Origin of the sequence: uncultured Fibrobacter sp., from assembly GCF_946062555.1 — a bacterium.
In the GTDB taxonomy this organism is placed as follows: Bacteria; Fibrobacterota; Fibrobacteria; order Fibrobacterales; family Fibrobacteraceae; genus Fibrobacter.
The window spans coordinates 1-26525 of record NZ_CAMGVQ010000018.1 but is presented as its reverse complement, the minus strand read 5'-3'; the positions used below and the strand labels follow the sequence as shown (position 1 = coordinate 26525).

The following is a 26525-nucleotide window of genomic DNA, read 5'->3' as shown; positions in this document are numbered from 1 at the left end:
AAAATCTATCCACAACGTGCGAGAATTACCTATCTTTTAGGCCATGGGACACATCTTCTTTATAGCCCCGTCTTCTCCCGGCAGCCTGGACCGGTTGAGCCAATGGACTTTCCGTTGGCTGTTGGAGCACGGAGACCTGGCAGAAGATTCTACGATGTACAGTTGCAATTCCATCGAGGATGCCACAAATCTTCTGGAATCGGCCCTGATTATCGGTCAGTCCCCCGCCTTGATTATTTTGGACCATTCCGACAAGCCGTGCGAGCAGAACCTCAAGTTCAGCAAGCTCCTGCACGACGGAATCCCCGAATCGTGGATCGTGGAACTCGTTCCCGACAACATGCCACTTCCGGAAAGCGACGAAAACTACTACTGGGTCCGCAAACCGGTACGCGAAGAGGAATGGTACAGCACCCTGGAACAGGTGCTGCTCAAGAGCGGATCTCCCCAATGGGCAAATAACTAGGCCTGCGGCACAGTTGGTAGAGCTTAGTTGGTAGAACTTAGACATTTTCTAAGTTCTAAGCTCTAAGTTCTAAATTCTAAATACTACATTACCCATTATGATTAAAGGCGTAAGTTATTTTGGTGTGCGCTCGCCTAAGCATGTTCTTGCCGATATGCAGGACGTCAAGGCAGCGGGTTTTAACGCAGTGCTCCACACCTGGAGCGAAGAAGACCAACAGTATTACTACGGCACCATGAAGGAAATCGTGGACAAGTCCGCAGACTTGGGTCTGACGGTCTACGTGAACCCGTGGGGTGTGGGCCGCGTCTTTGGCGGTGAAGCGTATTCGGAACTCACCGCAAGGAACCACGACTTATGCCAGGTAGCTCTCGACGGCAAGCCCAAGGTGGCCGCCTGCCCGAACCACCCCGAATTCCGCGCCTATATGCACAAGTGGATTGAATCCGTTTGCGCCACGAAGGTGAGCACTATCTTCTGGGACGAGCCGCACTTTTACTTCGAGAAGGGCGGGCTGCAGAACTGGAGTTGCAGGTGTGAAAAGTGCCGGGCGCTGTTCAAGGCGCGTTTCGGGTACGAGATGCCTGCCGAACTCACCGAAGACGTGTTGAAGTTCCGCGAGGACAGCCTGATTGATTTTCTGAAAGAAATGACCGAAGACGTTCATGCCCGCGGCAAGCGCAACTGCGTGTGCATGCTGCCGCTATGGTTCCCCGCGGGGCTCGACGACTGGGGCCGCGTCGCAGGCCTTGCAAGCGTAGACGAAGTGGCCAGCGACCCGTACTGGGAACGCGGTGCAAGCGAGGAATGGGTCCGCGAAAAATACGCCGAGACTGCTCGCAAGCTGACCGAAGTCGCCGCCAAGTACGGCAAGGCCGTGCAGATGTGGGTCAAGGCCTACCAGATAGAGGCGGGCCGTGAAAACGACCTCGCCATCGCCGTTTCCGAGAGTCGCGCCGCAGGTATCGACAACATTTTCGCCTGGAGCTACCGCGGCACCGAAACGCTCAGTTGGCTTAAAAGCGACAACCCGGACCGCGTCGCGGAAGTATTCCGCTCCGCGTTGAATGACTAGGGAGGGCACAGCCCTCCCTAATACCCTCCCTACACTTAATAAACCGCATTGCCCAAATCTTGTTCCTCGGATTTGTGCGGTTTATTTGCGTGAGCACACCTGCGGTGTGCTGGGTGCTAATTATTTTATCTGTATCGTCGTGGAGCCTGTGCGGGATTTTGCGATGAACATGCCGCCGTTTTTCACGAGGGTTTTTGCGCTGGCGCGGAGTTCCTGCATTCCAGAGGCTCGCACCTTTCCCAGATAGCCCCCGTTCATGTCGAAAATGCGGTAGTTTTCGGCTCCGGCTGCGTGCGACAGCGCAGGCCTTACAAAGTCTGTGCATCCGTCAACGCAAACGATTTCGTCTTCTCCGAACACAAAGTAATCCACATCCATCCAGGAACCGGTTACCGTAAAGCGCAATATGTGTTCGCCCGCAGGGAGGTTCACCGTCGCCCGCACCTTGTTGTAGTCGTCGTAGTTGTCCTCGCCTTCGTTTTTCGGGACAGAGATCACGTCGGTGATGTTCTTGCCGTCAAGCGACATCTGGAAGCTCGAAGTCTCGTTTGCGGATGCGACCGACGCGTAGAAGGAATATTCGCCCGCTTCCTTCACGTTCACGGTGTATTCGAGCCATTCGCCTTCCTGGTTGTAGCCCACGATGTAGCCCGTCGCCTTCTTGTAAATGTCGACGCCCGTCCCTTCGCGGTAATTGCTACCGCCATGGTCTTCGGAATCGTTTTCCTTGTAGGAGTCATTGCCCGAGCCGACACCCGGAATGTCGAAGTCTTCGGCCTCGATCTTGCCCGGAATTTCAAACGGCTTACCCTTGAAAGGCTTTTGCGGAACCGGTTCTACAGGCACCCTGTTCACGGCATTGAGCATCTGCTCCGCATAGCGCTTGCCAAATGTCACGTAGGCATCGTGACCGAAATGGTAGCGGTCCACGCCATTGCCGCCAAGGCCCTCGGACGACGCGTAGTAAGTATTGTCCATCGTATTCGGGAGTTTCGACACGCGATCGGAATAGCAGCAGCCCGAACGCAGGAGTTCGCCCGCCACGAACGGCACCGTGTCGGAACTCATGTCGAGCGCCTTGAGGATATCGTCGCGGGTTTTCTTCACGATTTTCGGCCAGTCCGGGTAGCCGCCGTCGGTTTCACCCTGGTGGAAGATGAATCCCTTGATGACACCCACCTGCTGCGCCTTCTTCGCGATATCGATAATCGTCTTGGTGACGTTGCCGTCGCTCGCGTATTCCTTCGCGTAGTTCTTCAGCCAATCCTCCGCCGTAGAGAGGTAGCTTGCGTACTGGTCCTGGTCGAAAAGCTTGATGCTTGCGCCGCCTACCGCGACCGGGATAATTCCGATGGTCACGTCAGGCATGCTGTCGGCCATCGTGCGGCCGAACCAGTCGGCAATCGAAATCGTGTTGCCACAGTTGAACAGCGAAGGTACCGCCGGGTAAACCTCACCGATGGTGTTGCGACCCTTGCCGCTGCACTTTTGCGAGGCGAAAATCTTGAAGCGCGGGTTTTCGGCCTTGTCGGCGCTCTGGGCATCGGCAGTGCCACCCATGTTGGACTGGCCGTATGCGATGTAAATGTGGAAATTTGGGTCCGGAGCGGCATTCGCCTGAATTGCACCGAACATCATTAAGCCCGTAGCAAAACACGCTGCAGGCGCGAAACCAGAGAATTTATTTAAAAATCCCATGACAACCCTTCTTTTTCAAACATCCATTTAAAAATTATCCTGAAAAAAACACAAAAGGCGCCCCCGGCGCCCTTATTCTATAGACAGATTGTCAATGAAGACAAAGAAAGTTAATCCCACAAAGTAAATTCTGTTTATCGTCACACGAATTCGAAATGCCTAACGGCATTTCAGAAAAAAATTGTTTTTTTCAAATCAGATTTTACGTTAGTAAAATCAAATCAGTGTGACACTCATACAAAAAAGCCCCGTCGATTGGACGAGGCAATTGAATTTCGTTAGATCCTTCGACTTCGCCCTTACGGGCTCCGCTCAGGATGACACGCTAAAATTACTTCGCGCGTTCGAGGTAAGAACCGTCGCGGGTATCCACGCGGATCTTGGTGTTGTTCTCGATGAAGAGCGGGATCATCACCTTGGCGCCGGTTTCGACGGTGCATTCACGCATCACGTTACCGCTGGTGTTGCCCTGGACTGCCGGAGGAGCGTCGATAATCATGAGGTCAACGAAGGTAGGCGGAATCACTTCGATCGGAAGCGTTGCCTGAGTCTTCGGGTCCTTCCACCAGGTGACTTCGACAGTAGCGCCATCGAGAAGCCAAACTTCGCAGCCGTTCAGATTTTCCTTAGCAATTTCTTCAGTTTCCTGAGTTTCGTTGTTCAAGAAATACCAAGTAGAACCGTCATTGTAGAGGTAAGTCATTTCGGTGAAGGTCACATCGGCTTCTTCAACCGTATCGCCACTCTTCCAGGTGCGTTCGAGGGTGCGGCCGGTCACCAAGTTCTTGATGCGAACGCGGTTAAAGGCCTGGCCCTTACCCGGCTTCACGAACTGGTTTTCGATGATTTCGTACGGCTGACCATCAACCATGATTTTAAGTTTCTTGCGGAATTCGTTGGTGCTTACAGTACCCATATTATCCTCTTGTTGATTTTGATTCTAAATTTAGCAATATAATGGACGCAGCAGTTAAAGTTTTCACACAAATTCCTGACTTTTTGGAGTATTTAGGTACCGATCTGGCGACCACCATCGCCAAGACGACTGCCCTGGCAAACCTTGACCTGAACCCCAAGTTTCCGTTCCTGTGCTCAAGGCATTATGCCGACCTGATCAAGAAGGCTGGCGACCCTGCCGCCCTGTTACGCGAAATTTTACCGACCAAGGACGAACTTAACAAAGTCGAGGGTTTCGTAGACGACCCCGTGGGCGACCTGCCTGCCGGAAAATCCGACTGCGTCATCCAGAAATACGACCAACGAGCCCTGATAGTCTCGACCGCCACCTGCGGTGCACGTTGCCGATTCTGTTTCCGCAAGAACTACCCTTTCCAGAACATTCCCGATATCGCCCGCCAGGTGAGCAACTGGCTGGACGTTCACAGCGACGTCTGGGAAGTAATCCTTTCGGGTGGCGACCCGCTGACGCTTGGTCCCGGCGCCTTCCGCGAGCTGATCGAGGCGATTGCCATGCACGCCTCAGTAACGACGCTCAGAATCCATACGCGCCTCCCCGTGATGCGCCCGGACCTGGTAATGCAGCATTTTGAACTGCTGCGTGAATTGCCCGCTAGGTTTAGCAGCGTTCTAGTGTCGCATGTGGACCACGCTGACGAACTCGACGAGGAATCGGCAACTGTTTTTGCTCAGTTGCGTTTTAGCGGCTGGACGCTCTTGAACCAAAGCGTGCTATTGCGAGGAATTAGCGACGATGCATACAAACTAAACAACCTCTGCCGCAAGCTATTTACGCAAGGAGTTCTCCCCTACTACCTGCACCAGCTGGATCACGCCAACGGTGTCGCGCACTTCGAAGTTGGCGATGACGAAGCCCGCAAGCTGATTGCAGAAATCCGCACCAAGTTACCCGGTTACCTTGTACCAAAACTCGTCCGCGAAATCGCCGGCGAAAAAAGCAAAACGCCCGTTTGAAAACAGACCCGCCAAAAGTTTCATCTAATTTAAGCAAAAACTCCCCCGGCTTAAACCGAGGGATTTTTTAGTTCTTATTTACGCGATTAGGCGCGAACGGTCTCTGTGAGCAACAAAGCCCTCGGGGTTAACCGAGGGCGGTTGCGAGAGAACCGGCTTCAGGGTACGGACTTAGCCGAAGTTAGCCGGTTCGGTTTTATTATGTGCGAGCAAAAAACGACCGGTATTAACCGGTCGTGTTTGCGAGAGAACCGACTGTTGAGTAAGTACCGACTTATCTCTAGTCGGTCCGGTCTTATTACGTATGTGCGTCGACCCATTCGGCGTTCTTCTTGCAAGCCTCAACGGACTTGTCGAAGGCGGCCTTTTCTTCGGCACTCATCTTGACTTCGAGAATCTTTTCGACACCATTTGCACCGACCACGACCGGCACGCCACAGTAGAGGCCCTTAACGCCGTATTCGCCGTTCAGCTTGGCAGCGCAAGAGAACACGCTCTTCTTGTCGAGGAGGTAGGCTTCGGCCATGTGGATGGCAGAAGTTGCCGGGCTGTAGAAGGCAGAGCCGCGGCCGAGGAGGTTCACGATTTCGCCACCGGCACCGGCGGTACGCTTGGCGAGTTCGGCAAACTTTTCCTTGCTCATGAGCTGAGAAACCGGGATACCGCCAACGGACACGCATTCCATGATGGAAACCATCGTGTCGCCGTGACCGCCCATCACGAGGGCCTTCACGTCTTCGACAGACACGCCCAGTTCGTCGGCCACGAAGCAAGCGAGACGGGCAGAGTCAAGCACGCCAGCCATACCGATGACCTTGTTGGCCGGGAGACCGGACTGCTTCTGCATGTTGTAGACCATGGCGTCCAGCGGGTTGGTGATCACGATGACGAATGCATCCGGAGCGTTTTCCTTGATGGCTTCGGCAACGGTCTTGATCACGCCGCAGTTCTTGTCCAGGAGGTCGTCACGGCTCATGCCCGGCATACGCGGGAAACCGGCGGTCACGATCACGACGTCTGCGCCCTTGATGGCGGAGTAGTCGGTAGAACCCTGAAGATCCACGGAAGAGTTGATGACAGAGCGGCCTTCCATGATATCGAGAGCCTTGCCCTTCGGCATGCCCTGAGTCTGCGGAATATCGATAAGGACCACGTCGCCAAGATTCTTCTGGGCGAGCACGAGAGCCATTGTACCACCGATTTGACCAGCACCAACGAGTGCAATCTTCTTTCTAGCCATGATTTAACCTTCCTTTTAAGGTAATTAGATTTTTACGCATCAAATATAGCACTTTTTCGTGTTTCAGACAATGAAAAAACGCCCCAAAAAGCCGAAAAACGGAAAAAATAAGCTAAGTCCACGGGGGGAAGCCTCCCGCACCACCTAAAGGTGGCCATGTACACTAAGCACTAAAGTGCTAAGTGTCCAAAGGTCGCTTCAGCCCCGGCATACGACACGTCATTGCGAACCCCGAATAGGGACGAAGCAATCCACGCCGGGTCTTCCGCTACCCCCTCGCCTAAGGGGTTCCACCCCCTAAAACCCCCGGTAGCAGGCTGCCCACGGCTCCAGAGACGAGCTCGTCTCGCTCACATGGATTCGGCCTTCGGCCTCTAATGTTCGCTCAACGACTCATCTTCTTCCGCCTTAGGGCTAACTGTCATGCTGCTAATTTGTCTTCCCCGCGAAGGCGGGGACCTCCCTTTTAATCCGAGAAAAAAGATTCCCCATGCAAACAGCGCTCCGGCTCAGCCTGCACCGCACGCTCACATGGCCTCGGCCTTTGGCCGACGAATGTTCGCTTTGCGGTCAGGCTCTCGCCGCCGTTTTACCCATGTTTCGACCTAAAAAAAGGAGCGTTTCGTCAAGATTCGCTCCGGGTGAAAACAACTTGGTTTTGTTAGTTTTTTAGACAACGAACAGAGTAAGCATACAGCTTAAAATCGTAATTCAAACCTGCATACCCATTGTTGTAGTATAAATACATACTGTATGCGTCGACTTCACCACGCTGTAAAGCGGTCCAAAAGAGCGCTCGATAACCATTATAGTTGAACGATCCGTATGGGTTTCTGTTACCAGCAGGCAAAGCGCAAAAACCAACGCCGTCCATTCCATTTTCGTCATTATACCAGCCACTCAAAGACTTAAGAACATTGCCTGCTGTTGCTTTTCCGCCCACCGCATTGAATAATGAAAACCATTCATCTTTGCTTGGTAGGTGCCAACCCGGCGGGCATATTCCGTAAACCGTATCAGGCAGGGGGCAGTTCTTATCAAAACCACAGTCCAACGGGTTGTCTATACCTGTAGCGAGTTTTACTGAGTCAATTGCTGCGGCCCAGGTGTATAAACGACCGTATTTATTACATGATTCAACAGAATTGTTGTAACACCAACTCTTTCCCATCAAACTAGCTGTTTTTGAACTGTCTGCATAATTCAAATTTTCAGCCATCCACCATTGTTCACCAATTTTCACTGTTTTATATGTTTTACCATCTCTATCATCGAATAATGTTCCATAAATGCAATTATCTTCTGTCGCTGTTTTACAAGGTTGGATAACAGAACTACTTGATTTTTCACTCGAAGAACTTTCCGCTACTTTTTCGCTGCTGCTGGATTCTGCGGGCTTTTCGGAACTGGAAGATGCATCGGTTTGGGCGGAACTGGACGACTCTTCCACTTTGACAGAACTTGAAGATTCTTGGACTTTCGACGAACTAGAAGGTTCCGCAACTTTTTCGGAACTTGAAGACTGTTCCGCTTTCACCGAACTGGAAGATTGTTCAACGGTCGTTGAGCTGGACGATCCTTCCGCTACACTGCAAGAATACACTTCGGCGGGTTCGGTGTTCTTGCCGCTACTGGACTCTGTAGATTTCTCGGAACTGGAAGATGCTCCGCTTTCGACCGAACTGGACAAGCCTTCGCTTTCAAACGAACTCGAAGATTCTTCTACATTCACAGAACTCGACAAAACTTCATCGACGCTCGACGAGGATTCTTCGGCAACCTGCACCGGCGACTTGTCGCTAGCTTCATCGCCGCAAGCAACCAGCAACCCCGCCACAACACCAATCATCAAGAATTTCTTCAAAGCCATAAGCACCTTTCCCGCTAAATATACATTTTAATTCTATCCGCAAACATCTTTTTACATCAAAATTTTTTCACAAACGCCCCAAATCAGCGTGTATACATAGAGATGGGGGCTGTCCCTATTCGCCAAACGGGGGCGTTCCCGATACGAAAACTTGATTATGTTGACATATTCAAGATAAAAAAGTATATTATGGAAAACACATTCAAGGTTGAAAAACTTGATGCCGTAAATAGAGAAATTACAGAATTGACGCAAGAACAACAGAACCTGTTGAAATCAGAATATAATCTGATCGAAACGAAGGGGATCGAGTATGTTCGTGTCAAACATCTGCAGAACAAAATTTTTGAAATTAAATCAAGGGAATTGCGTTCTCTGTTTAAGTATCAAGAAGGTAAAATCATCATCATTGGCGTCGTATTCGTCAAAAAGAGTCAAAAGACGCCAAAGGATAAAATCAAACTTGCTAAACAACGACTGAAAGAGGTGTAACAATGCAGTATGTATATATCAAAGATTCAGAAGGCTATGTTTCCAAGAAACTGAAGTCTGAAGTTTGCAAGGGCGAAAAAATCATATCGGAAAAGGCTTACCTGAAAGCCTCGGGGCTCGCTTACTACGAAAAGACCTTCGGACATGGCGGTGCAAGGGAAAACGCTGGTCGGAAGTCGAAATTTTCTCAGCCCTTAAAAATCCAGATGCGGGTTACAAAAGAAGAAAAAGATTTCATCTCTTATGCCCGCGAACACGGATTAATTCTTGCCAATCTGATGAAAGTCTAAAACAAGTCCAGCGAGCTGTCGAGGTAGATTTCTTCGCGGACCTTGAGCTGGAATTCGGGTTTGGTCATGTAATAGAGCAAAAACTCCAAGATAATGGCGCTGCCGAGGCTGCGGCCTTCGATTTTAAAGTGGCGGAATCCTTGCGGGCCGTACACGCTTTGGATGTCACTGATTCCGATGAATCCGGGATTTTTCATGGCGTCAGAGAAGCGGTAGCCGCGCCCTGCGTTCGGCGAGGCACAAACGTGGTCTTCTTGAGTTTCGCCGAGGTTCTTTTGGCTCACGTTCTCGTAGCACTTTTTGCGGTCTTGGCAGCCGAACCAGCAGCATTCATTACACAGAAATTCGACTTTCTGCTTTTCTGCAGCCGATAGTGCGTTGAGTTTGGCGAATTGCTTGTTGAGCCTGAAATCCGGCACCACGTAACTAAATTCGTCGCGGTTCAGTTCTGCTTCGAAGCAGCTAAATTCCGTCAACACCTTCGTGGTCGAAGAAACGAAATAGAATCCCGGATACTTCGCCTTGATGTAATCGAGCAACAAATCCGAATGAACAATAACGCCGCTCGAAGCCGCTCCTTTTTTCTCGAACAGGGCACACAGGGCATTAGATTTTTTGTCGGCAAGATGTTCTTCACGGAGCAAGGAATTGCTGAAGGTCAGGCGCGCCGAAATGCCGTATTCCTTCGTGAGCGCGGCAACGGCCTCGGGATCCGCATCGCCAAATCCGACGCGGCCACCACCCCACAGGCAATCGCTGGGCGCACCGTAAATAGAACCGATTTCGCACCACTCGTAAAAGTATTCCCGATGCTCGCGGAACAGAGGCAAAAACGCCTTGTATAGGTCGTAAAATTCGAACAGGCCGGGAAGGTGGTAGAAAACGCTCATCACGTCAAATATACCTATTTCTATTTCGCCCACCTACCCTATTTTAACTATATTACAATCATCTCCGAACTCCGAAATTCGAATTCTGAATTATCCTATGCGCACTTTAGTTCTTTCCGATATCCATGGTTCCGCCTACGCCTGCAAGATGGCGCTTTCTTACCTCGACACGCTCAAATGCGACCGCATTTTCCTTTTGGGCGACCTTCTTTATCACGGACCGCGGAACCCGCTGCCGGGCGGACACGACCCGCAAGGAGTTGTCGAACTCTTGAGCCCGCTCAAGGAGAAAATTACCGCGGTGCGCGGGAACTGCGACGCCGAAGTGGACCAGATGGTGCTCGGATTCCCCTGCCTTGCCGACTATGCCGAATTCGAAGAAAACGGACTGCGCCTGTTTTTGAGCCACGGTCATCTGTACGACCCATACCTGTTCAGCCACTACAAGGCCGACATCTATTTTTCGGGGCACACCCACATTTTCACCGCCGAAACCAACGTGGACGGAGTCTATTGCCTGAACCCCGGCTCCACCAGCCTACCCAAGGGCGGAAACCCGCCGACCTTCGGAATTTACGAGAGCGCCACCCCCGGCCGCGCGGCCCGTTTCAGCGTGCATCACCTGGAAACCGGCTCAGAACTGGCTGCTATTGAGATTAAGCGTGATTAGACAAATATATCGCTTGCTTTATTTCTAGCGAAAGACTATATTTAATACCAAATTCAGTCTTTCACGAGGTTTTATGCCGGACTATAAAAACATCAAGCCGATTTCTTACATCAAGGCAAACGCTGCAAAAGTACTAGACCATGTAAACGACACTCGTGCACCCTACATTGTCACGCAAAACGGCGAGGCTCGCGGCGTAATCCTCGATACCGAGACATTTCAAATGATGCAGGACGGCTTGAAGCTATTCAAGCTCTTTGCCCAAAGCGAAACCGAATTTTCAAAAGGAAAAACAATCAATCAAAAAGACCTCTTTGATTCCTTGGAGAAAGAACTGAATGTCCTCTAAGAAAATCACTGTAGAATGGTCCGAATCGGCATCTCTCGACTTGAAGTCCATCATCATGCATATCGCAGCGAGCAGCCCCAAAAACGCCAAAGACTCGCTTGCTAGAATAAAAAAGGAATGCCAAGTCCTTGAAAAGTTTCCTGATTTGGGCAGACTTCCTGTGGAATTAGAATACTTGCAAATCAACGGTTTCCGAGAACTCGTAGTAAGCCCCTGGAGAATCTTTTACCGCAAAGAAGAAAACCGCGTCAAAGTCTTGGCCGTTGTTGATTCCAGACGCGATCTAGACGACGCCCTCTGGACACGCATGATGTTCCCGATTATATAGCCCTATTTCTTCAGTGCCGAGAGGAATTCCTTGAGGCGGGAATCTTTCGGGTTGTCGAAGATTTCTTCGGGGGTGCCGTCTTCCTTGACCACGCCATCGGCAAAGAACAACACGCGGTTGGCGACTTCGCGGGCAAAGCTCATTTCGTGCGTCACCACGACCATCGTCATGCCTGATTTAGCCAAGTCCTTCATCATCTTGAGGACTTCGCCGACCATTTCGGGGTCCAGGGCACTGGTGGGTTCGTCGAACAGGATTACCTCGGGCTGCATGGCCATGGCGCGGGCAATCGCCACACGCTGCTGTTGGCCGCCGGAGAGTTGTGCCGGGTAATGATCCGCACGTTCCAGGAGCCCAATACGTTTCAGGAGTTCCTTCGCACGTTTTTCCGCTTCAGCTTTGGTCATGAGCCCCAATTTCATCGGAGCGAACATGATATTCTTGAGGGCAGTCATGTTCTTGAACAAGTTAAACTGCTGGAAAACCATGCCCACGCGCTTGCGAACGTCAGGCTTCGAAAAGCCCTTCACCAAGATGCTCTTGCCGTCCAACAAAATGTCGCCGCTAGTCGGAGTTTCAAGCAGGTTCAACTGGCGGAGGAAAGTGGACTTGCCACAGCCCGAAGGCCCGATAATCGCAATCACGTCGCCGCGGTGAATGTCAAGCGAAATTCCCTTGAGAATCTGCTTGTCGCCGTAAGATTTGCAAAGGTCCTTGACCTGGATTAAAGTTTCTGCATTAGCGTTCATTTTTCTTCAACCTCTTTTCAAGCTTTGCAACACAGGCCGAAAGTCCTGCAACAATGACAAAGTAAATGGCAGCCACGGCAAGGAGCGGGAGCATCGCCTCGTAGGTCATGCTGCGGATAATGTCTCCACCGCGGGTCAAATCCATCAGGCCAATGTAGCCGCAAATGGACGTTTCCTTGATGAGCGTGATAAATTCATTCGTGAGCGCAGGGAGCGAGTTCTTGAAAGCCTGCGGGTAGACGACACTGTAAAGAATCGTGCGGAACTTGAGTCCGAGACTGCGCCCCGCCTCAATTTGGCCAGGGTCTACGCCCTTGATGCCGCTACGGATAATTTCGGAAACGTAGGCACCCGAATTCACGCCGAATGCGACAATCGCCACGAGAATCTTGTTCACGTTCACCGACGAAAATACAATGTAGTAAATGATAAGCAGCTGAATCATCATCGGCGTTCCGCGAATCACCGCGAGGTAGACTTTCGCAAGTGCATTCAGCACCTTATAGCGGCCGTTGAAATCGTTGCTGGAGCGAATCTGCGCCACGAAAAAACCAATCAGAATGCCGAGCAGCGCCGCAAAGAGCGAAATAACGAGCGTGTTACGGAGGCCCAGAGCAATAAACTTCCAGCGGGAATCCTTCACGAAATTCTTGCGGAAATGTTCGGCAAAACTCTCGTCGTTTTCCACCGCCTCGTCGCCGCGGACAATCACGACAATCTTCGAGAGCGTGTACGGGGTCGTGAAGTTGATGGACTTCTTGCGTTCTTCGGTCACGGTAAAGCCCGCGAAGCCGACATCCGCCTTGCCCGAAGAAACCGCATTGATAATTGCATCAAATTCGATGTCCTGGATTTCGACGGTACGGTTCAGGTAGTCGGCAATGTAGTTCACGATTTCGATATCGAGGCCGACAATTTTTGCATTTTCGTAGTATTCGTACGGCGGGAACTGGGCATTGGTCGAAAGCACGAGTTTCGGGCCTTCGTTCACCTTCTTTTGATAATGGTAGTCGCCGGTGCGGTAGATGTAGGTGTTAAAGAGAGAATCGTAGACGCCGTCCTGTTTCATGGCAGCGAGCGCCTGGTTCACGGAATCGAGCAAAGCCTCTTTGCCCTTCGCGACAACCCCCGCGTACATTTCTTCGACAAAGACTTCGTCCAGAATGCGAAGCGACGGATTTTCTCGCACGAACGCCTTGGCGGGCTGATCATCGCTCAAGACCGCGTCAATTTTCCCCTGCTTGAGCGCCTGAATGGCATCGGCAAGTTTCGTGTAACGGTCCACGTCGATTTTCGCAGTATCGCCGCCGAAATCAGACGCGTAAATATCGGCGGTATTGCCGATTTGCACGCCCACCTTCTTGTGGCCGAGATCGTTGATGGAGTGGACTTTATTGGGGATTACCGCCTGCTTGCTTTCGCAAGAAACCAGGGCGAGCGCGTAAAACGCGATAAGGATTGGGAGGAGGATATTTCGCATCATTTTCACCTTAGCCCCAAATTTAGCCAACCCGAGAAAAGATGTCAATAAAGGTAGGCATTAAAACAGAAAAAGGTTGTTCATCCATTATGTTGCTATATTACTTACCATGCACTATACACCTTATCGCGATTTGTTGTTGAAGATTTTCCCGAATTACCTGAAGGTGCGCAAGCTCCCGCTGAACGGCGGCATGAGTTGCCCGAACCTGGACGGCACCAAGAGTTTTTCGGGTTGCAGCTATTGCAACAACAGGAGTTTCAGTCCAGTATTTGACCAGGCGAAGGTTTCGATTCAGGAGCAGCTCGACAAGTTCGTGCCGAGGCTCCGCGAAAAATACCCGAACGCAGGTATTTTGGCCTACTTGCAGCCGTACACGAACACGCACGCCCCGCTCGAACACCTAAAGGGAATCATAGACCCGATTATCAAGCATAAGGAGATTGCGGGGCTTGCCATCGGCACGCGCCCGGACTGCCTCGAAGACGACAAGGTGGAATACCTCGCGGAACTGAACCGCAAGAAACCGATTATCGTAGAAATCGGCCTGCAAACCGCAAACGATTTGACACTCGCGGCCATCAACCGCAGGCATACCCTCGCCGAATTCGTAGATGCCGTCAAGCGCTGCCAGGCAGCGGGACTTACCGTCACCACGCACGTGATCGTGGGGCTGCCCGGCGAAACCATGGAAGATTTCAAGCATACCGCCCAGGTGGTTCGCGACTTGAAACTCGCCGCGGTCAAGATCCACCCGCTGCACATTGTAGCGGGCACCGTGATGGCGCAGGATTACGCCAACGGTGAAATCAAGCTCCTGAATTTTGAAGAATACTGCGAAGCGGTCGCCGAGATGATCAAGATTATCGGTTTTGAAACCGCTATCGAACGCTTTAGCGGAGAAAGTCCGAGCGACATGCTCATCGCCCCCGACTGGTGCGGCGAAAGGGACAAGATAATTGCGACTGTGGAAGGAATTTTAAGTAGGCTGCAATGCGTTCTACAAGATGCTTGAAAACGTCGATTTTGACATGGTTGTCGGGCATGAGGCTCGCGGATTTCTCTTCGGAGTCTCCATTGCAGAACATTTTCACAAGCCGTTTGTGCCGGATGTAAAAAAAGGAAAGCTCCCCCGCGAAACCGTCTGTGTCGAATATGACCTGGAATACGGGAAAGCTTGCATGGAGATTCACAAGGACACCATAAAGCCGGGTGCGCGAGTCCTTGTTGTCGATGACCTGCTAGCGACCGGAGGGACAGCCAAAGCAGCCGCGACTCTCATTGAAAAATTAGGGGGAAAAGTGGAATTCTTCGCATTTGTAATTGAACTTTTGGACTTACACGGGCACGAAGCACTCAAGGGTTACCGGGTGGAATCGCTCACCACGTTCCCGGGACACTAGTAAGTTTAGAATTTCCTATTTCGGAACTCGGTTTTTTGAATTCGACCTTAGGCATTTTATATACAAACGAAAACGCTCCGAGATTTCTCTCGGAGCATTTTTCAATTTAAACCTAAGCAGGAATTACACGCGCTTGAAAATGAGCGACGTATTGATTCCGCCGAAAGCGAAGTTATTGGACATGATGTATTCCACGTCCATTTCGCGTCCGGAGCCCGTAATGTAGTCCAGCGGAGCACATTCGGGGTCCACGTTTCTCAAATTGAGGTTCGGGCTGAACCAGCCTCGGTTCATCATGTTGATGGCAAGCCAGGCCTCGATTCCACCGCAAGCACCGAGTGTATGGCCGACATAGCTCTTGAGGCTGGAAAGGGGAACCGCACGCTGCTTGAGCGCGTTGTAAGTAGCCCAGCTTTCGGCAATATCGCCGTGGTGGGTTGCCGTACCGTGACCATTCACGTAACCGATTGCATCGGCAGAAAGTCCCGAATCTTCAATCGCCAATTCGAGAGCCTGTTGCATAGTTTCTTTCTTGGGCTGCGTGATGTGTTCACCGTCGGTATTGGAACCGAAACCGACCAGTTCCGCGTAGATCTTTGCACCTCGGGCCTTGGCATGTTCATATTCCTCGAGAACCAGGGCTCCCGCACCTTCGCCAATCACCAAACCATCGCGGTCCTTGTCGTAGGCGGCAGGAGAAAGTTCCGGATGGTCGTTCTTGGTGCTTGTCGCAAACAAGGTGTCGAACACAGCGGATTCAGTCGGATCCAGTTCATCGGCACCGCCTGCAATCATCATATCCTGCTTGCCGTACTTGATGAGTTCGTAAGCCTGACCGATAGCGAGGCTTCCACTGGTGCACGCCGTATTCGTCGTGACCAGGCGACCTGTTAGGCCAAGGACCACGCTGATGTTCACAGCACAAGTCTGCGGCATGGAGCGGATATATGTCGTCGCGGTAATCTTGGAACAGTCGTAGGTCTGGAGCATCGAGAAGAACTCGAGCAACGGGTCGATACTACCCATCGAAGAACCGAAAGCAACACCCATGCGACCGGACTTCATCAAAGCGGTCTCGTTCGTTAAACCGGCCACTTCAATAGCCTTGTCGGCAGAAGCCAAGCCCATCACGGCCACGCGACCAGCACCACGAATCTTTTTACGCGGATAGGGCGGCAGAGGCTCCAGAATAGGGGCGGCAAGACGGGTATTCATCTGCTTATAGATATCCCAGGCGTCCATACGAACGACTCGGTTCTTAAGGCCCTTCAGATTTTCAATAGCAGTTTCAGCATCAAAACCAAGCGAAGATATACAGGATCCACCCGTAACAACAACACGACGCATTAAGCAAGTCCCCCATTAACAGAAATCACCTGACGGGTGATGTAGGCAGCCCCTTCCGACAGCAGGAACACGACCGTGGCAGCCACTTCTTCGGGCTTACCCACGCGCTTCATCGGAATGGCGGGCAAAATCATATCGAGCGGAGCATCCTTGATCATCTCGGTTTCGATGACGCCCGGAGCAACGCTGTTTACCGTAATTCCACGGCTTGCAAGTTCAGTCGCCAAAGCCTTGGTCGCACCGATAAGGCCAGCCTTGGAAGCACTGTAGTTCACCTGGCCACGATTGCCGATAACGCCAGAAACAGACGAAATCGTCACGATGCGGCCACGACGCTTGCGGCACATGGGCATCACGATCGGGTGAAGCACATTGTAAAAACCGTTCAAGTTCGTATCGATAACCTTGTCCCAGTATTCATCGGTCATGGCCGGGAATGCCGTATCGGCACAGACGCCTGCATTGGTTACGACACCAAAATAGACACCGTTTTCTTCGATATCCTTTTCGAGCACAGTCTTGCACTGTTCACGGTCGCGGATATTGAACTGGAGCAGACGAATAGAACCACCCTGTTCACGAATTTCGTTTGCGAGCTGTTCAACCGGAGCCGCATTCCTATTGTAATGCGCCACCACTTCGTAACCCGCCAATGCGACAGCCTTTGCAATGGCAGCACCAATGCCACCGCTTGCACCTGTAATCAAAACACTCTTCTTATTTTCCATACGCGCCAAATATAGTAAAAGTATCCTAGTTCTTCTTCAAAATTGACATGGGGTCGTCCACTTCGACCGTACAGAGCGACGCCGATACAGCCAAATTATCGCCCACAAAAACCTTGCCTTCGAAGGTCACTGCCATATCGACACGCATCGTCTGGTGGACCCAGATACGCACCACGTCGCCGGCCTTGAAAACGGGAACCGCCGTCTTGCAGTTGGATACGCTCATGATAAAACCTTCCTTGGGCTTTTGACCGAGCGAACGTCCATAAATTCCAGACAAAGCAGAAATACTCTGGGCCATGTACTCAAACGCCACATACGAAGGAACACCCTGCAATTCATCTTTAAAGAACATGCAGTCCTTGTGGATATCCACTTCGGTTTCAATCGTAATCTCGTCCAGGTCATGGGAATTGACTCGATCGAGCAAAAGCATTTTGTCTTTGTGCGGAACCAGTTCGGAAACCAATTCTCTTGTCGGAAATTCAGGCGTACCCATTATTCTATTCCTTCGCTATAACTAGAGAAACATTGCAACCGCCAAAGGCAAAGGAGTTGCTGATACAATACTTGAGAGGCTTCGAGGTCTGTTCGCCCGGTTTGACCAGGTGGACCTTCGGGAGTTTCGGGTCTTCGCAACCGTCGAACAGATGCGCCGGGAGAACACCACCGTTCTGGAGCGCAAGGCAGCAGAAAGAGGCTTCGAGAGCGCCTGCCGCTCCGAGCGTATGCCCCGTAAGCGCCTTCGTGGAACTAGCCGGAATTGTTTCGCCAAAAAGGCGATTCACGGCGATCGATTCCATGGAGTCGTTCAGGCGCGTTCCTGTTCCATGCAAATTAACATAGCCGATAGAAGAAACATCCAGTTCCGCATCGGACAGCGCCGCCTTCATCGCGAGATAGGCGCCTTCGCCATCGGCGCGAGGTGCCGTAATATGGTCGGCATCGGCACTTTCACCAAAGCCCGCCACCGAAAGGCCGTTGCAGGAATCAGCGGCAAGATCCGGCAGATTTTCGCGGGTTACCAGGAAGAACGCGGCCGCGTCACCGAGAGTAAGTCCCGTATGGTTCGCGCTGAACGGATTCGTCGGCTTGTCGGACATGGCCTCGAGGGAGGCGAAGCCCAGGATGACGGACTGGGACGCGATATCGACACCGCCCACGATAGCCGCATCGCAGTTACCGGCATAGATGTTATTGCGTGCAGAAACAAAGGCACTCGCACTGGAGGCACACGCCGTCGAATGCACCGAGAGCATCCCCGTAATGCCGTAGCGCTTGGCGATATACTGCGCCGGGAAATCTGCAGCCTGGTAATCCAGCACATAACCTTCGGGGAACGCCCCCGTTTCCTTGAAGCTCCTGAGCGCATTCATCGAAGCTTCGGAACCGTTGTCGCAGGAACCGATAAAGATACCGATGCGGTCTGCACCGAACTTTTCAACCGTCTTGCGAATAGAAGCATCCATCTGGGAAAGCGCCGCCTGCGAAAGTCTGTTCACGCGGTTATCAAACTTGGAGTCCTCGACAGGAGCCAAAGACGACGGATCGATTGTCGCCGCGGGGCGCATGACACCCGCTACATCGTAGGTGGTGAATTCGCCGCGAACTCCATTCTTTAACTTATCAAAAACGCTGTCCTTGCTGCCACCCAAAATACAGTGGAACGCAAAGTCGTTAATAAACAAAGGCCTACTCAATTAGCCTCCCCTAACGTAATATGGTAACTGTAACCGCGCAAATCATTGACAAGCCTGATTTCGGCGCCGGTCTTTTTTGCCGTTAAAATCGTCTTTCCATTTTCAGAAAGCGTACGGACAAAATCGGCATTTTCGGCTCCGGAACGGGTTTCAGAAAATTCAAACCCGGCCTGTTCAAAATTCTTCTGCAACGGTTCAAACGGATAAAAACAAATCTGGAAATCCGCCAGCAGATACTCCGCCTTCATCTTTTCAACATTCATCAGGGAACTTTCCACTTTCACAGAATCGTGGAAATAGCTGATTTCGCCGATCGTCGTCCCGAATCCCGAAAAAAGCACCACCGAGAGGATGGAATCATTTGCCCGCACCCAGGAATCCGCCTCGAAGGAATCTGTCGAACCGTCCGGCTTATGGAATTCCCCCACGATATGTTGCGGCATATCGAGCTTTTCGGTCATCGAGGCTGTCGGCAGGAGCGATACGGAGCGCTCATCGGAATAATAGACAGGGGCAGTCCCCGGAACCTGGCGCGCGTTGTGGCAGGCGACTAAAAGGAGCAACAAAAATGCGAGTATAGATTGTTTTGTCATTACATTCCTCGCAACGACATAAAAGGTTCAATCATATACAATCCACTCAAAATTGACATTTTTGCGCCACAAATTTAGAAATATTTACCTTCTACTGAATGGCGACAGGGCGAGGCAGCACAAAATACCGAGCAACACCGAGAAGCCGAACGTCGCAACCGGAACAAAGCTGCTAAAAGAAAGGCTTCCGAAAGAAATCAGCGTCGTCATGGCCGAAAGCATCACGGCAAGGGCCGTCGTCAGGTTACGCGAACCCCCTTCCTTGAAGAAAAGAGCGTAGTCGATACCGATACCGAGAGTCAAAATGACACCCACAATCGCAAAGAAATTGAACGGAATGCCACAATAACCGAATACGGCCGCAATAAAAAAGCAGGAAATGACCGGAGCACGAATGACCTTGAGCGCCTGGACAAAACCGTAAACCAGGACCAGCACGACAAAAACGACAAGGTAGGCCAGGGCCACGAGCAACAGGGCGACCCGCGAAAGGTCCGTCAAGGTCGCATTCACGTTATCCATCTTGTTCACCGCATAAACAAAGGGCATACCTTCGGCAAATTGAGATACGGCAAAATCCGCGGCCACGTGGAGCGGGAAAACGGCGCTGTAAAATTTACCGTTGACCTCGCCTATCCAGAGCATCGAAAGGATACTCCTGAACGAAGCCGGAATTTCCGATTGCAGAGTCAGGTAACGGGGCGAAGCATCCGACATACGCACCGAATCAGAGGAAAGGTTCAAGTCTCGGAGAAGTTCGCCGAAAACGGGAGACGCATAAAGCCGACGGATTCCTTCGAAGGTTTCATCCTGTACTTTTAAAGATGGAATGTAGGTCGAAGTCGCCAGGTAACCGCCCAGCACCGGTTTCACCGAACTGGAAACTGAATCATTGGCAGAATCATGGACCATATCAAGGGCAGAATCAAGTCGACAGACGAGCGATTCTTCGTTCTGCAAAAGTTCCTGCTCCGAGGAGCCTTCCACGATAAAGTAGTTCGCCGAAATTCCCAAGTTGTTCAGTCGCGCATTCAACGCCTCGGAACGCTTGAGATTTTCGCTCATCGCATACAGGGCGCGCATATCCGTATGGATATTCAGCTTCAGTACCCCCGGAACAAGGGCCAGGAGCAAGACGATTCCCGCAACGACAACCGTACGGGGAGCGAAGCGATCGTAGAAGTCCAAGATAAAAGCCGGAATTCTTGTCGGAGCCATAGATTTGGCACGAGCGTCCCCCTGCGGAAGGGGCAGATTCGGGAACAGCAACAAGATGGTCGCAAAGGAACTCGCCAGACCGACAATTGAAAAGACGGCCATCTGGCGAAGGAGCGGAAATTCGGCAAAGGTAAGCGCAATATAGCTGAGCTCGGTCGTCATGAAACCGAGCAGGAGGCCCTTGAAAATGTGGCGGCGGATATCGAGACCATTTTTAGAGGTTCCGTGTTTCCAGTCGGTAAAGAAGTGGATTGCGTAATCGATACTCACGCCAATCACGCTCGTCCCGAACACAAAGGTAAACACATGAATGCTCCCGAACAGGGCCCACGTTCCTAGAAGCGCTGCACAGATAGCAACGCCGATTGCCACGAGCGTACACACGATCGGAACCGGCGTGCGGAAAGCCCATAAGAGGAGCAGAAGAATCAAGACAATCGACACGCCCGAAATCCACGCCACTTCGGACTGCGCGTTCCTGGAGCTTTCGTAGCTGTGGAAAGGTACGCCGGACTTTTCGATGCGGAGCCCCTCATGAACAAGGCGAAGCGAATCCAGCACACGGTCTAGGCGAGCGAGCATATGGCCGTCGGAGGCCATCGCCGAAACCGTCGGCGAAAGCGCAGCGCTCCACATCACGTACGATACCGAAGAATCTTCGGCGGCGAGCACACCGTCGCGCAGGGTGAAGCGGCCCCCCATCAGCTGCGAATGAAGCGTAAAGTAGTCGAAAGATTCTGCACCGAGCAGAAAGGGGTCATCTTCCAGGTGACTCAAGTCGGCAATCGTGAAAGCCCCGTAGACCTTCTGCCGCGCCATATCGGCAATCGCCGAGAAGGCCGAGGAATCGCCCGCCTTAAGTAAATCGCGGACGGGTTTCCCCTGCAGCACGTTGCGGTACTCGAAGAAAAAGTCGCTCATCCGCTGCATCGTGGAATCGTCAACGTACAGGCGCGTTTCGGCGAAGGCACTATCGAGGGCAAAAGAGGCTTCCAGTGCCTCCGCCGCCGATTTCGCCACCGCGAAATCGCGATGCCCAACGAGCACCGTGAAGTTGCGCATCGAACGCGCACTCAGCGCCTTTTCCGCCTCGCTGACATTCTTGAATTCGCTTGAATCCGGAAGCACCGAATATAAATCCGATTCCACCTTCCAAGGCTGCAACAGGCCAAGCGAAATAAGGGCGACATGGATGGTCGCCCAGATAATCACCGAGACAAGTTTCTTCGACGCCGGTCTCACTTTTTCACTTTCTTAAATTTAAGGGCCAGGTCCTTAAAGGTTCCCTCAACGGAATCGAGGTCCTTGAAATGCGCCTGGGCAGAAAAATCATAGACGACCTGGTTGCCTTCACCATCGACAATCGTCACCTTTTCCAGCTCGGTTCGGCCCGAAAGGACAATCGACGCAATGACACGGGCAACGGCCTTTTCCTTGGGAACAAGCCCCACGGAGAATGACTCCCCCGCCACGAAGTAGATATCAAAATTGCGAGCGAGTTCATCGAACTTACCCGAGAAAACCGACTGGATCGTTCCCGAGAATTCGGCGAACACCGGATTGTCCTTCGCGCTCATCGTCTTCTTGGTATCGCGGGCGACATCCCACTGGACAATGGAATTATCCCCCACCCACAAGAACGACGGAAACGGCTTCCTTGTATCCCAGACAATTCCCGCTTCGCGGTCAATCGCAAAAGACCCCGTCGAAATAAATTCGCGGTTCATCTTCTTGATCGTACGCGTCTGCTTGAAATCGCCCATAGTCAACGGAGATGCCGTCAGCACCGAAAGCGACTGCTGCAAGGCGGGTTTAGAGGCCTCGGTCAACGGCTTCTTGAAGACATCCGAAGCAGAACCCGCCGCAAGGGCGGATCCCCAAAGAGTCGGAAGGGCAAAAAGCAGGACAAAGATGCTTCTTATGATTGCCACGTCGCGCCGCTCCTCGCAATGACAATTTTCATCAACATCCGTGTAATCATCCGTTTTCCTCGGCAGCGAGAGCCTCGCGCACGCGTTCGATAAAGCACGGCGGACACACCATGAGCGAATCGCGCTTGTTCATGTCCACCGCCATCTGCATACTTTCGGCCTTGCACAGAAGCGAGCCACTTTCGGCATCAAAGAACTTGTACGAAAGCTTCAGACAAACCTCGTATTCCTCGAGAGTCACCTCGGCACGAATGCGCTGCATGAAAATCATCGGGCGCAAGTAGCGGATGTGCATGTCCACCACGGGCCAAGCAAAACCACTCGCCTCCATGGCGAAGTAGTCGTACTTGATCTTGGCAAGGAGAGCGCAACGGGCCACTTCCATGAATTTCACGTAGTTGCCGTGCCACGCCACCTTCATCGAGTCCACGTCGTAAAACTCGACCTTGAACTCGACAGTTTCTTTCAGTTTCTTCTGAGCCATAGAATCCCCGAATTAAACGGCGTAGTGCTTTTCGCGGATCAGTTCGAGCGTCATGCGGAGGTCCGGTTCCAGCTGACGGTCGCAAGCGAGCGGAGCGAACTTTTCGAACACCTGGTCGTATGTCTTGTGAACACCTTCGATGCGCTTGTCGGTGATTTCACCGCGTTCGAGGCGAATATGGAGAGCCTGGGACGCGGCGAGCAACACGGCGGCAGCCACCTGTTCAGTGAGTTCAATCACGCGGATACAGTCGCGGGAAGCAATCGTTCCCATACTCACCTTGTCCTGGTTATGGCATTCAGTGGAACGGCTGAACACGCTCATGGGCATCGTATTGTGGAGAGCTTCAGCCGTCCAAGCAGAGACGCCGATCTGCACCGCCTTGAAACCGTGGTTGAGAGCAAATTCATGACTACCCGTGAGGTTAGGCGGCAGATTGCGGTTGAACTTGATGTCCACAACTGTTGCCAACTGACGGTCCAGAAGATCGGCAAAGTTCGCAACAATATTCTTGAGGGTATCCATCGCAAGGCAAATGTGACCACCGTAGAAATGACCGCCGTGGAAGATATTCTTTGTTTCGGGGTCCACAATCGGGTTGTCGTTTGCGCTGTTCATTTCGATTTCAATGAGCTGGCGGAGCAACGGTTCAGAATCGTAGAACACGCCCACGATATGCGGAGCGCAACGCAGAGAATACGGGTCCTGGATCTTTTCAGGAACCACGTTCTTTTCGACTTCGAGGTTCATCGCATCGCGCATCTTCTTTGCGGCAGTCACGAGGCCCGGGTGCGGCTTCACGGCGAACAGGCGTTCGTAGAAATGGTAGGCATTGCCCTTCATGGCAATCGTATTCATCGCCGTAATGCGGCAAGACAAGTCGGCCAGGTATTCGGCACGGCTAAAGGCCATGCACGCGACGGCATTCATCACGGCAGTACCGTTCATGATCGCGATCGCTTCCTTCGGGCGGAAACGGTGCGGAGTGATACCGAGTTCGGCCATCACGTCCTTGGAGGAACGGCGTTCGCCCTTGTAGAGCACGTCACGTTCACCGATCACAGCTCCGGCCAGGTAAGAAAGCGGAGTCAAGTCGCCACTCGCACCCACGGAACCTTCCTGTGGAATAAGCGGCAGGATATCGTTCTGCAAGAACGTCATGATAATCTTCAAAAGTGCATAGCTCACACCCGAGAAACCTTGAGCCAAGGTATTCAGACGCACCGTCATGATAGCACGGGTCGTTTCTTCGTCAAAATAGTTGCCCATGCCGCAACCGTGGAAACGGGACAAGTTGATAGGCAGCTCATAGTAACGATCGGGCGGCACCACCTGCGTGCAGGAATCGCCGTAACCCGTGGTCACGCCGTAAATGCCGCCATGCTTAGCGAGAGCTTCGTCCAGGAATTCCGCACCGGCGTCGATTTTCTTCTGGAATTCCGCAGAGGAATCCAGCTCGACATTCACTTGGCGCTTGGCAATAGCCACGACCTGTTCGATGGTTAATTTTTCTGATCCAATGACGACAGTCTTCATGTTCTACATCCTTTATTTCGAGTTTTTCCAAAAATTGTAAAAATTATACCACTGGTACGGATGCCTGAGGCACAATTTCTGTAAAATTTGCGTGTATTCCTGCACAAGCATCCGAAGTCTTTCGGGGCGCTCCTTGCGGCTACAGTCAAAAGTGGTTTTCGCCTTCACCACATGCATCTCGTAAGGCGAACGAATATCAAAGTCATGCTTGCGGATGGCAAACGTAAAGTAGATCGGGGCACCCAGAATACTCGAAAGCGTAAAGGCCCCTTCCGGAAAATTCGCCCTCTCGCCCAGGAAATCCATCTCTACATTCCGGTCCGTGGAATTCGCCGAGGTCCGGTCCCCCGCAATCACCACCAGGTTACCCTTCGCAATCTGTTCCTTCATCCACACGGCAGAATCGACACCAATCTTGTTTGCGTCCAGCACCGAATTCATCAGGTCCGGATTCAATTCAAAAAGGAGCGCATTGAACTTGGACGTTCCCGAGAAGTCGACCACCGGGAAAACCTTGAATTCCTTATGCGAATGGATTTCACCATAGCCCGTCAGCGAGCGCAGCATTTCCATGTTACCGAGGTGCGAGCAAATCAGGAATGCACCCTCGCCGCGGTCAATCTGTTCCACTAGCTTGTCGAGGTCGTCGCCCTGGGTTTCCACCTGGTTCAGCTTGATCGATCCACGCCAGCCGAGCAGTTTCTCGATCATCGAAAGCGCAAACGAAAGCACGTGCTTGTAGGTGCCCATGAAGGGCATCCGCTTGCCCTGCACCGCCGACAGGCGTTTCAGGTAGGCCGCTGAACGTTCCCGGACGGGGCGCGCCCCCATCCAGAAAAAGAAGCACACGACCGCCGTACACAGTTCAACGACACGAAGCGGCAAGTGGCAAGTTATCCACAGCATAAAACGGAAGTGCCACAGGCTTCCGCCCACTTCCTTCACCTCGTACCACTGTTGCGAATCAGTTGTCATTTTTTGTATAAAATATAGAATTTCTTTACTTCAGCAAAATTTTTTGGTGTCCGATGTCGAGGATAGCGGGTGTTTTGGGGACTTGGACTTCGCCGTTTTCGGTTTGTCCTTGATTCAAAAGGATGCCGTTGACATCAAATATTTTGTAGGGAGAGGCTTCGTCGAATCCTTCAACAAAAAAAGTTTTCCGATTCATGCGAGACAGACGAAATCTATTTTTAATCCGTGTCTTGGAAATAGAAGTCGGTTTTTCATCAGGAAGCAAAGTCCACCAGTTGTCAATCATTATTGCTCCACCATCCACCGGTAAGCCGACACAATCCCATAGTGTGTCGCAAATAAATCCATGAGTATAAAAAACGCCTATTATATCATAGGAGTCAGATGTCATATTTGCAATCATTCGGTCAATTAAATGTTCTGCACTGTCTTTTGTTAACTGAACAACGCCCCATTCTTGTAATTTGAGAAATTCGTTTCGGAGAATATCTTTTACAGGTAAATCGTTTACACTTTGGGAGCGGCAAGATATGCGATGCATTATTATTTCATTTTCTTCAAAATTCACAAAAACGGCATAATTTGTATCAAGTGTAGAATAATAGGCGATTCCCGTAAAAATGGTTGTAGAATCCCAAATGTAAATGGAATCAATGCAATTAATAAAGGACTTTGAGCAAGATTCTCCAAAATCTAAAGAAATGTACCCCTTATCAAATTTCAAATCTGTTCCAACACGGATATTGCTCTCGGGTTTTTCTATTTCGTCAGCAAATAGAGTTATTGTAAAAAACATAACTAGTATAATATATTTTTTCATAGCAAACCTCCTACTTAAATGATATTTCTAACGCAGATTGAATAGGGTTGAAATCAACACGATAAACATCGGTATTCTGATGAACAGTCACCCCATGCCCCAAGAACCTTCCATAAACATTTTTGACAGTTTGTCCCAAAATCAATAGAGTTCTTGCCGCATGAATTGTGCCTGCCCAGTCACCTTCTACAAATACAGGCTGTTCACCATACTGAATGAGCTTGAGTCCCCTTGCAACAAGATTCTTATCTTCGTTAACAA

Annotated in this window: 29 protein-coding genes and 1 pseudogene; 11 read left to right on the top strand and 19 right to left on the bottom strand. The window is 51.4% G+C overall.

Translation table 11 applies throughout. The features are described 5' to 3' along the window. Positions 1 to 43: 43 nt before the first annotated feature. The gene (locus Q0P86_RS07225; RefSeq protein ID WP_290995001.1) at positions 44 to 466 is read left to right on the top strand and encodes a hypothetical protein; all 423 of its coding nucleotides are present in this window, start codon (positions 44 to 46) and stop codon (positions 464 to 466) included. Positions 467 to 563: 97 nt separating this feature from the next. Beyond that, positions 564 to 1541: a hypothetical protein gene (locus tag Q0P86_RS07220; protein WP_295038458.1), complete on the top strand. Its 978-nt coding sequence runs from the start codon at positions 564 to 566 to the stop codon at positions 1539 to 1541. A gap of 120 nt (positions 1542 to 1661) precedes the next feature. Here the strand turns inward: Q0P86_RS07220 and Q0P86_RS07215 are convergent, their stop codons facing one another. Beyond that, a complete protein-coding gene (locus Q0P86_RS07215) occupies positions 1662 to 3239 on the bottom strand; it encodes a carbohydrate-binding protein (RefSeq protein ID WP_295038456.1) in 1578 nt (525 codons plus the stop codon). A gap of 331 nt (positions 3240 to 3570) precedes the next feature. Further along, entirely contained in the window at positions 3571 to 4155 is a 585-nt protein-coding gene (gene efp, locus Q0P86_RS07210; protein ID WP_290995007.1) for an elongation factor P, read from the bottom strand. 41 nt (positions 4156 to 4196) lie between these two features. Between efp and Q0P86_RS07205 the strand changes: the two genes are divergently transcribed. Further along, entirely contained in the window at positions 4197 to 5171 is a 975-nt protein-coding gene (locus Q0P86_RS07205) for a KamA family radical SAM protein (protein ID WP_290995009.1), read from the top strand. A 298-nt stretch (positions 5172 to 5469) separates the two neighbouring features. Here the strand turns inward: Q0P86_RS07205 and mdh are convergent, their stop codons facing one another. Then, positions 5470 to 6411 (bottom strand): malate dehydrogenase, encoded by a 942-nt coding sequence (gene mdh / locus Q0P86_RS07200; RefSeq protein ID WP_290995011.1) that lies wholly within the window; start codon positions 6409 to 6411, stop codon positions 5470 to 5472. A 661-nt stretch (positions 6412 to 7072) separates the two neighbouring features. After that, positions 7073 to 7702: a fibrobacter succinogenes major paralogous domain-containing protein gene (locus Q0P86_RS07195; RefSeq protein ID WP_294114361.1), complete on the bottom strand. Its 630-nt coding sequence runs from the start codon at positions 7700 to 7702 to the stop codon at positions 7073 to 7075. Here Q0P86_RS07195 and Q0P86_RS07190 point away from each other — a divergent pair. From Q0P86_RS07190 to Q0P86_RS07180, 3 genes are all read left to right on the top strand, one after another. Further along, positions 7701 to 8312, top strand: a complete 612-nt coding sequence (locus tag Q0P86_RS07190) for a hypothetical protein (protein WP_294114363.1) — start codon at positions 7701 to 7703, stop codon at positions 8310 to 8312. The two genes, Q0P86_RS07195 and Q0P86_RS07190, sit on opposite strands and share 2 nt — an antisense overlap. Positions 8313 to 8470: 158 nt before the next feature. After that, on the top strand, positions 8471 to 8773 hold the full coding sequence (locus Q0P86_RS07185; protein ID WP_295038453.1) for a type II toxin-antitoxin system RelE/ParE family toxin: 303 nt from the start codon (positions 8471 to 8473) through the stop codon (positions 8771 to 8773). A 2-nt stretch (positions 8774 to 8775) separates the two neighbouring features. Further along, complete coding sequence (locus Q0P86_RS07180; RefSeq protein ID WP_295038451.1) at positions 8776 to 9063, top strand: hypothetical protein; 288 nt, start codon at positions 8776 to 8778, stop codon at positions 9061 to 9063. Here Q0P86_RS07180 and Q0P86_RS07175 read toward each other — a convergent pair. After that, entirely contained in the window at positions 9060 to 9953 is an 894-nt protein-coding gene (locus Q0P86_RS07175; protein ID WP_295038449.1) for a hypothetical protein, read from the bottom strand. The genes Q0P86_RS07180 and Q0P86_RS07175 overlap by 4 nt on opposite strands. A gap of 97 nt (positions 9954 to 10050) precedes the next feature. On the opposite strand from Q0P86_RS07175, the gene yfcE reads away from it, so the two are divergent. The 3 genes from yfcE (at position 10051) to Q0P86_RS07160 (ending at position 11300) form a co-directional block, all read left to right on the top strand. Further along, on the top strand, positions 10051 to 10623 hold the full coding sequence (gene yfcE, locus Q0P86_RS07170; RefSeq protein WP_295038448.1) for a phosphodiesterase: 573 nt from the start codon (positions 10051 to 10053) through the stop codon (positions 10621 to 10623). A 73-nt stretch (positions 10624 to 10696) separates the two neighbouring features. Further along, positions 10697 to 10972 carry a type II toxin-antitoxin system Phd/YefM family antitoxin gene (locus Q0P86_RS07165; protein ID WP_295038446.1) on the top strand — a complete coding sequence of 92 codons (276 nt, stop codon included), beginning with the start codon at positions 10697 to 10699 and terminating at the stop codon, positions 10970 to 10972. Continuing rightward, positions 10962 to 11300, top strand: a complete 339-nt coding sequence (locus tag Q0P86_RS07160; RefSeq protein WP_295038444.1) for a type II toxin-antitoxin system RelE/ParE family toxin — start codon at positions 10962 to 10964, stop codon at positions 11298 to 11300. Before Q0P86_RS07165 ends, Q0P86_RS07160 begins: the two co-directional genes overlap by 11 nt. A gap of 2 nt (positions 11301 to 11302) precedes the next feature. On the opposite strand, the gene Q0P86_RS07155 is transcribed toward Q0P86_RS07160, so the two are convergent. Next, entirely contained in the window at positions 11303 to 12049 is a 747-nt protein-coding gene (locus tag Q0P86_RS07155; RefSeq protein ID WP_294985611.1) for an amino acid ABC transporter ATP-binding protein, read from the bottom strand. After that, a complete protein-coding gene (locus tag Q0P86_RS07150) occupies positions 12039 to 13532 on the bottom strand; it encodes an ABC transporter substrate-binding protein/permease (protein ID WP_295038442.1) in 1494 nt (497 codons plus the stop codon). The genes Q0P86_RS07155 and Q0P86_RS07150 overlap by 11 nt, the downstream gene beginning before the upstream one ends. Positions 13533 to 13638: 106 nt before the next feature. Between Q0P86_RS07150 and Q0P86_RS07145 the strand changes: the two genes are divergently transcribed. Together Q0P86_RS07145 and Q0P86_RS07140 are read left to right on the top strand one after the other, a co-directional pair. Then, positions 13639 to 14544: a TIGR01212 family radical SAM protein gene (locus tag Q0P86_RS07145; protein WP_295038441.1), complete on the top strand. Its 906-nt coding sequence runs from the start codon at positions 13639 to 13641 to the stop codon at positions 14542 to 14544. Next, positions 14537 to 14932, top strand: a pseudogene (locus Q0P86_RS07140) (adenine phosphoribosyltransferase); the annotation flags it as partial. The gene Q0P86_RS07145 and the pseudogene Q0P86_RS07140, both read left to right, overlap by 8 nt. A 123-nt stretch (positions 14933 to 15055) precedes the next feature. Here Q0P86_RS07140 and Q0P86_RS07135 read toward each other — a convergent pair. The 12 genes from Q0P86_RS07135 to Q0P86_RS07080 form a co-directional block, all read right to left on the bottom strand. Further along, a complete protein-coding gene (locus Q0P86_RS07135; RefSeq protein WP_295038437.1) occupies positions 15056 to 16279 on the bottom strand; it encodes a beta-ketoacyl-ACP synthase in 1224 nt (407 codons plus the stop codon). Further along, positions 16279 to 17007: a 3-oxoacyl-ACP reductase FabG gene (fabG, locus tag Q0P86_RS07130; RefSeq protein WP_295038435.1), complete on the bottom strand. Its 729-nt coding sequence runs from the start codon at positions 17005 to 17007 to the stop codon at positions 16279 to 16281. Before fabG ends, Q0P86_RS07135 begins: the two co-directional genes overlap by 1 nt. A gap of 25 nt (positions 17008 to 17032) precedes the next feature. After that, complete coding sequence (locus tag Q0P86_RS07125; protein WP_295038433.1) at positions 17033 to 17506, bottom strand: thioester dehydrase; 474 nt, start codon at positions 17504 to 17506, stop codon at positions 17033 to 17035. A 4-nt stretch (positions 17507 to 17510) separates the two neighbouring features. Further along, positions 17511 to 18707, bottom strand: a complete 1197-nt coding sequence (locus Q0P86_RS07120; RefSeq protein ID WP_295038431.1) for a beta-ketoacyl synthase N-terminal-like domain-containing protein — start codon at positions 18705 to 18707, stop codon at positions 17511 to 17513. Next, positions 18704 to 19300: a DUF3261 domain-containing protein gene (locus Q0P86_RS07115; protein ID WP_295038429.1), complete on the bottom strand. Its 597-nt coding sequence runs from the start codon at positions 19298 to 19300 to the stop codon at positions 18704 to 18706. Before Q0P86_RS07115 ends, Q0P86_RS07120 begins: the two co-directional genes overlap by 4 nt. 84 nt (positions 19301 to 19384) lie before the next feature. Continuing rightward, complete coding sequence (locus Q0P86_RS07110; protein WP_295038427.1) at positions 19385 to 21760, bottom strand: MMPL family transporter; 2376 nt, start codon at positions 21758 to 21760, stop codon at positions 19385 to 19387. Next, positions 21757 to 22449 carry an outer membrane lipoprotein carrier protein LolA gene (locus tag Q0P86_RS07105; RefSeq protein WP_295038425.1) on the bottom strand — a complete coding sequence of 231 codons (693 nt, stop codon included), beginning with the start codon at positions 22447 to 22449 and terminating at the stop codon, positions 21757 to 21759. Before Q0P86_RS07105 ends, Q0P86_RS07110 begins: the two co-directional genes overlap by 4 nt. A gap of 46 nt (positions 22450 to 22495) precedes the next feature. Continuing rightward, a complete protein-coding gene (locus Q0P86_RS07100; RefSeq protein ID WP_295038424.1) occupies positions 22496 to 22933 on the bottom strand; it encodes a thioesterase family protein in 438 nt (145 codons plus the stop codon). A gap of 12 nt (positions 22934 to 22945) precedes the next feature. Next, the gene (hutH, locus tag Q0P86_RS07095) at positions 22946 to 24469 is read right to left on the bottom strand and encodes a histidine ammonia-lyase (protein WP_295038422.1); all 1524 of its coding nucleotides are present in this window, start codon (positions 24467 to 24469) and stop codon (positions 22946 to 22948) included. Between the two features lie 12 nt (positions 24470 to 24481). Then, positions 24482 to 25444, bottom strand: coding sequence for a lipid A biosynthesis acyltransferase (locus Q0P86_RS07090; RefSeq protein ID WP_295038420.1), 963 nt, complete (start codon positions 25442 to 25444; stop codon positions 24482 to 24484). A gap of 25 nt (positions 25445 to 25469) precedes the next feature. Next, a complete protein-coding gene (locus Q0P86_RS07085; protein WP_295038417.1) occupies positions 25470 to 26264 on the bottom strand; it encodes a hypothetical protein in 795 nt (264 codons plus the stop codon). A 10-nt stretch (positions 26265 to 26274) separates the two neighbouring features. Continuing rightward, on the bottom strand, positions 26275 to 26525 hold a 251-nt coding region (locus Q0P86_RS07080; protein WP_295038415.1), incomplete at its 5' end, for a hypothetical protein.

Excerpts from the sequence above, each read along its gene's own strand:
- Q0P86_RS07085 (WP_295038417.1), bottom strand. The coding sequence starts at position 26,264 with ATGAAAAAATATATTATACTAGTTATGTTTTTTACAATAACTCTATTT.
- Q0P86_RS07155 (WP_294985611.1), bottom strand. The coding sequence starts at position 12,049 with ATGAACGCTAATGCAGAAACTTTAATCCAGGTCAAGGACCTTTGCAAA.
- mdh (WP_290995011.1), bottom strand. The coding sequence starts at position 6,411 with ATGGCTAGAAAGAAGATTGCACTCGTTGGTGCTGGTCAAATCGGTGGT.
- Q0P86_RS07225 (WP_290995001.1), top strand. The coding sequence starts at position 44 with ATGGGACACATCTTCTTTATAGCCCCGTCTTCTCCCGGCAGCCTGGAC.
- Q0P86_RS07205 (WP_290995009.1), top strand. The coding sequence starts at position 4,197 with ATGGACGCAGCAGTTAAAGTTTTCACACAAATTCCTGACTTTTTGGAG.
- Q0P86_RS07125 (WP_295038433.1), bottom strand. The coding sequence starts at position 17,506 with ATGGGTACGCCTGAATTTCCGACAAGAGAATTGGTTTCCGAACTGGTT.
- efp (WP_290995007.1), bottom strand. The coding sequence starts at position 4,155 with ATGGGTACTGTAAGCACCAACGAATTCCGCAAGAAACTTAAAATCATG.
- Q0P86_RS07090 (WP_295038420.1), bottom strand. The coding sequence starts at position 25,444 with ATGACAACTGATTCGCAACAGTGGTACGAGGTGAAGGAAGTGGGCGGA.
- Q0P86_RS07190 (WP_294114363.1), top strand. The coding sequence starts at position 7,701 with ATGCAATTATCTTCTGTCGCTGTTTTACAAGGTTGGATAACAGAACTA.
- yfcE (WP_295038448.1), top strand. The coding sequence starts at position 10,051 with ATGCGCACTTTAGTTCTTTCCGATATCCATGGTTCCGCCTACGCCTGC.
- Q0P86_RS07180 (WP_295038451.1), top strand. The coding sequence starts at position 8,776 with ATGCAGTATGTATATATCAAAGATTCAGAAGGCTATGTTTCCAAGAAA.
- Q0P86_RS07100 (WP_295038424.1), bottom strand. The coding sequence starts at position 22,933 with ATGGCTCAGAAGAAACTGAAAGAAACTGTCGAGTTCAAGGTCGAGTTT.
- Q0P86_RS07135 (WP_295038437.1), bottom strand. The coding sequence starts at position 16,279 with ATGCGTCGTGTTGTTGTTACGGGTGGATCCTGTATATCTTCGCTTGGT.
- Q0P86_RS07220 (WP_295038458.1), top strand. The coding sequence starts at position 564 with ATGATTAAAGGCGTAAGTTATTTTGGTGTGCGCTCGCCTAAGCATGTT.
- Q0P86_RS07185 (WP_295038453.1), top strand. The coding sequence starts at position 8,471 with ATGGAAAACACATTCAAGGTTGAAAAACTTGATGCCGTAAATAGAGAA.
- Q0P86_RS07115 (WP_295038429.1), bottom strand. The coding sequence starts at position 19,300 with ATGACAAAACAATCTATACTCGCATTTTTGTTGCTCCTTTTAGTCGCC.
- Q0P86_RS07165 (WP_295038446.1), top strand. The coding sequence starts at position 10,697 with ATGCCGGACTATAAAAACATCAAGCCGATTTCTTACATCAAGGCAAAC.
- Q0P86_RS07160 (WP_295038444.1), top strand. The coding sequence starts at position 10,962 with ATGTCCTCTAAGAAAATCACTGTAGAATGGTCCGAATCGGCATCTCTC.
- fabG (WP_295038435.1), bottom strand. The coding sequence starts at position 17,007 with ATGGAAAATAAGAAGAGTGTTTTGATTACAGGTGCAAGCGGTGGCATT.
- Q0P86_RS07215 (WP_295038456.1), bottom strand. The coding sequence starts at position 3,239 with ATGGGATTTTTAAATAAATTCTCTGGTTTCGCGCCTGCAGCGTGTTTT.
- Q0P86_RS07145 (WP_295038441.1), top strand. The coding sequence starts at position 13,639 with ATGCACTATACACCTTATCGCGATTTGTTGTTGAAGATTTTCCCGAAT.
- hutH (WP_295038422.1), bottom strand. The coding sequence starts at position 24,469 with ATGAAGACTGTCGTCATTGGATCAGAAAAATTAACCATCGAACAGGTC.
- Q0P86_RS07150 (WP_295038442.1), bottom strand. The coding sequence starts at position 13,532 with ATGATGCGAAATATCCTCCTCCCAATCCTTATCGCGTTTTACGCGCTC.
- Q0P86_RS07175 (WP_295038449.1), bottom strand. The coding sequence starts at position 9,953 with ATGAGCGTTTTCTACCACCTTCCCGGCCTGTTCGAATTTTACGACCTA.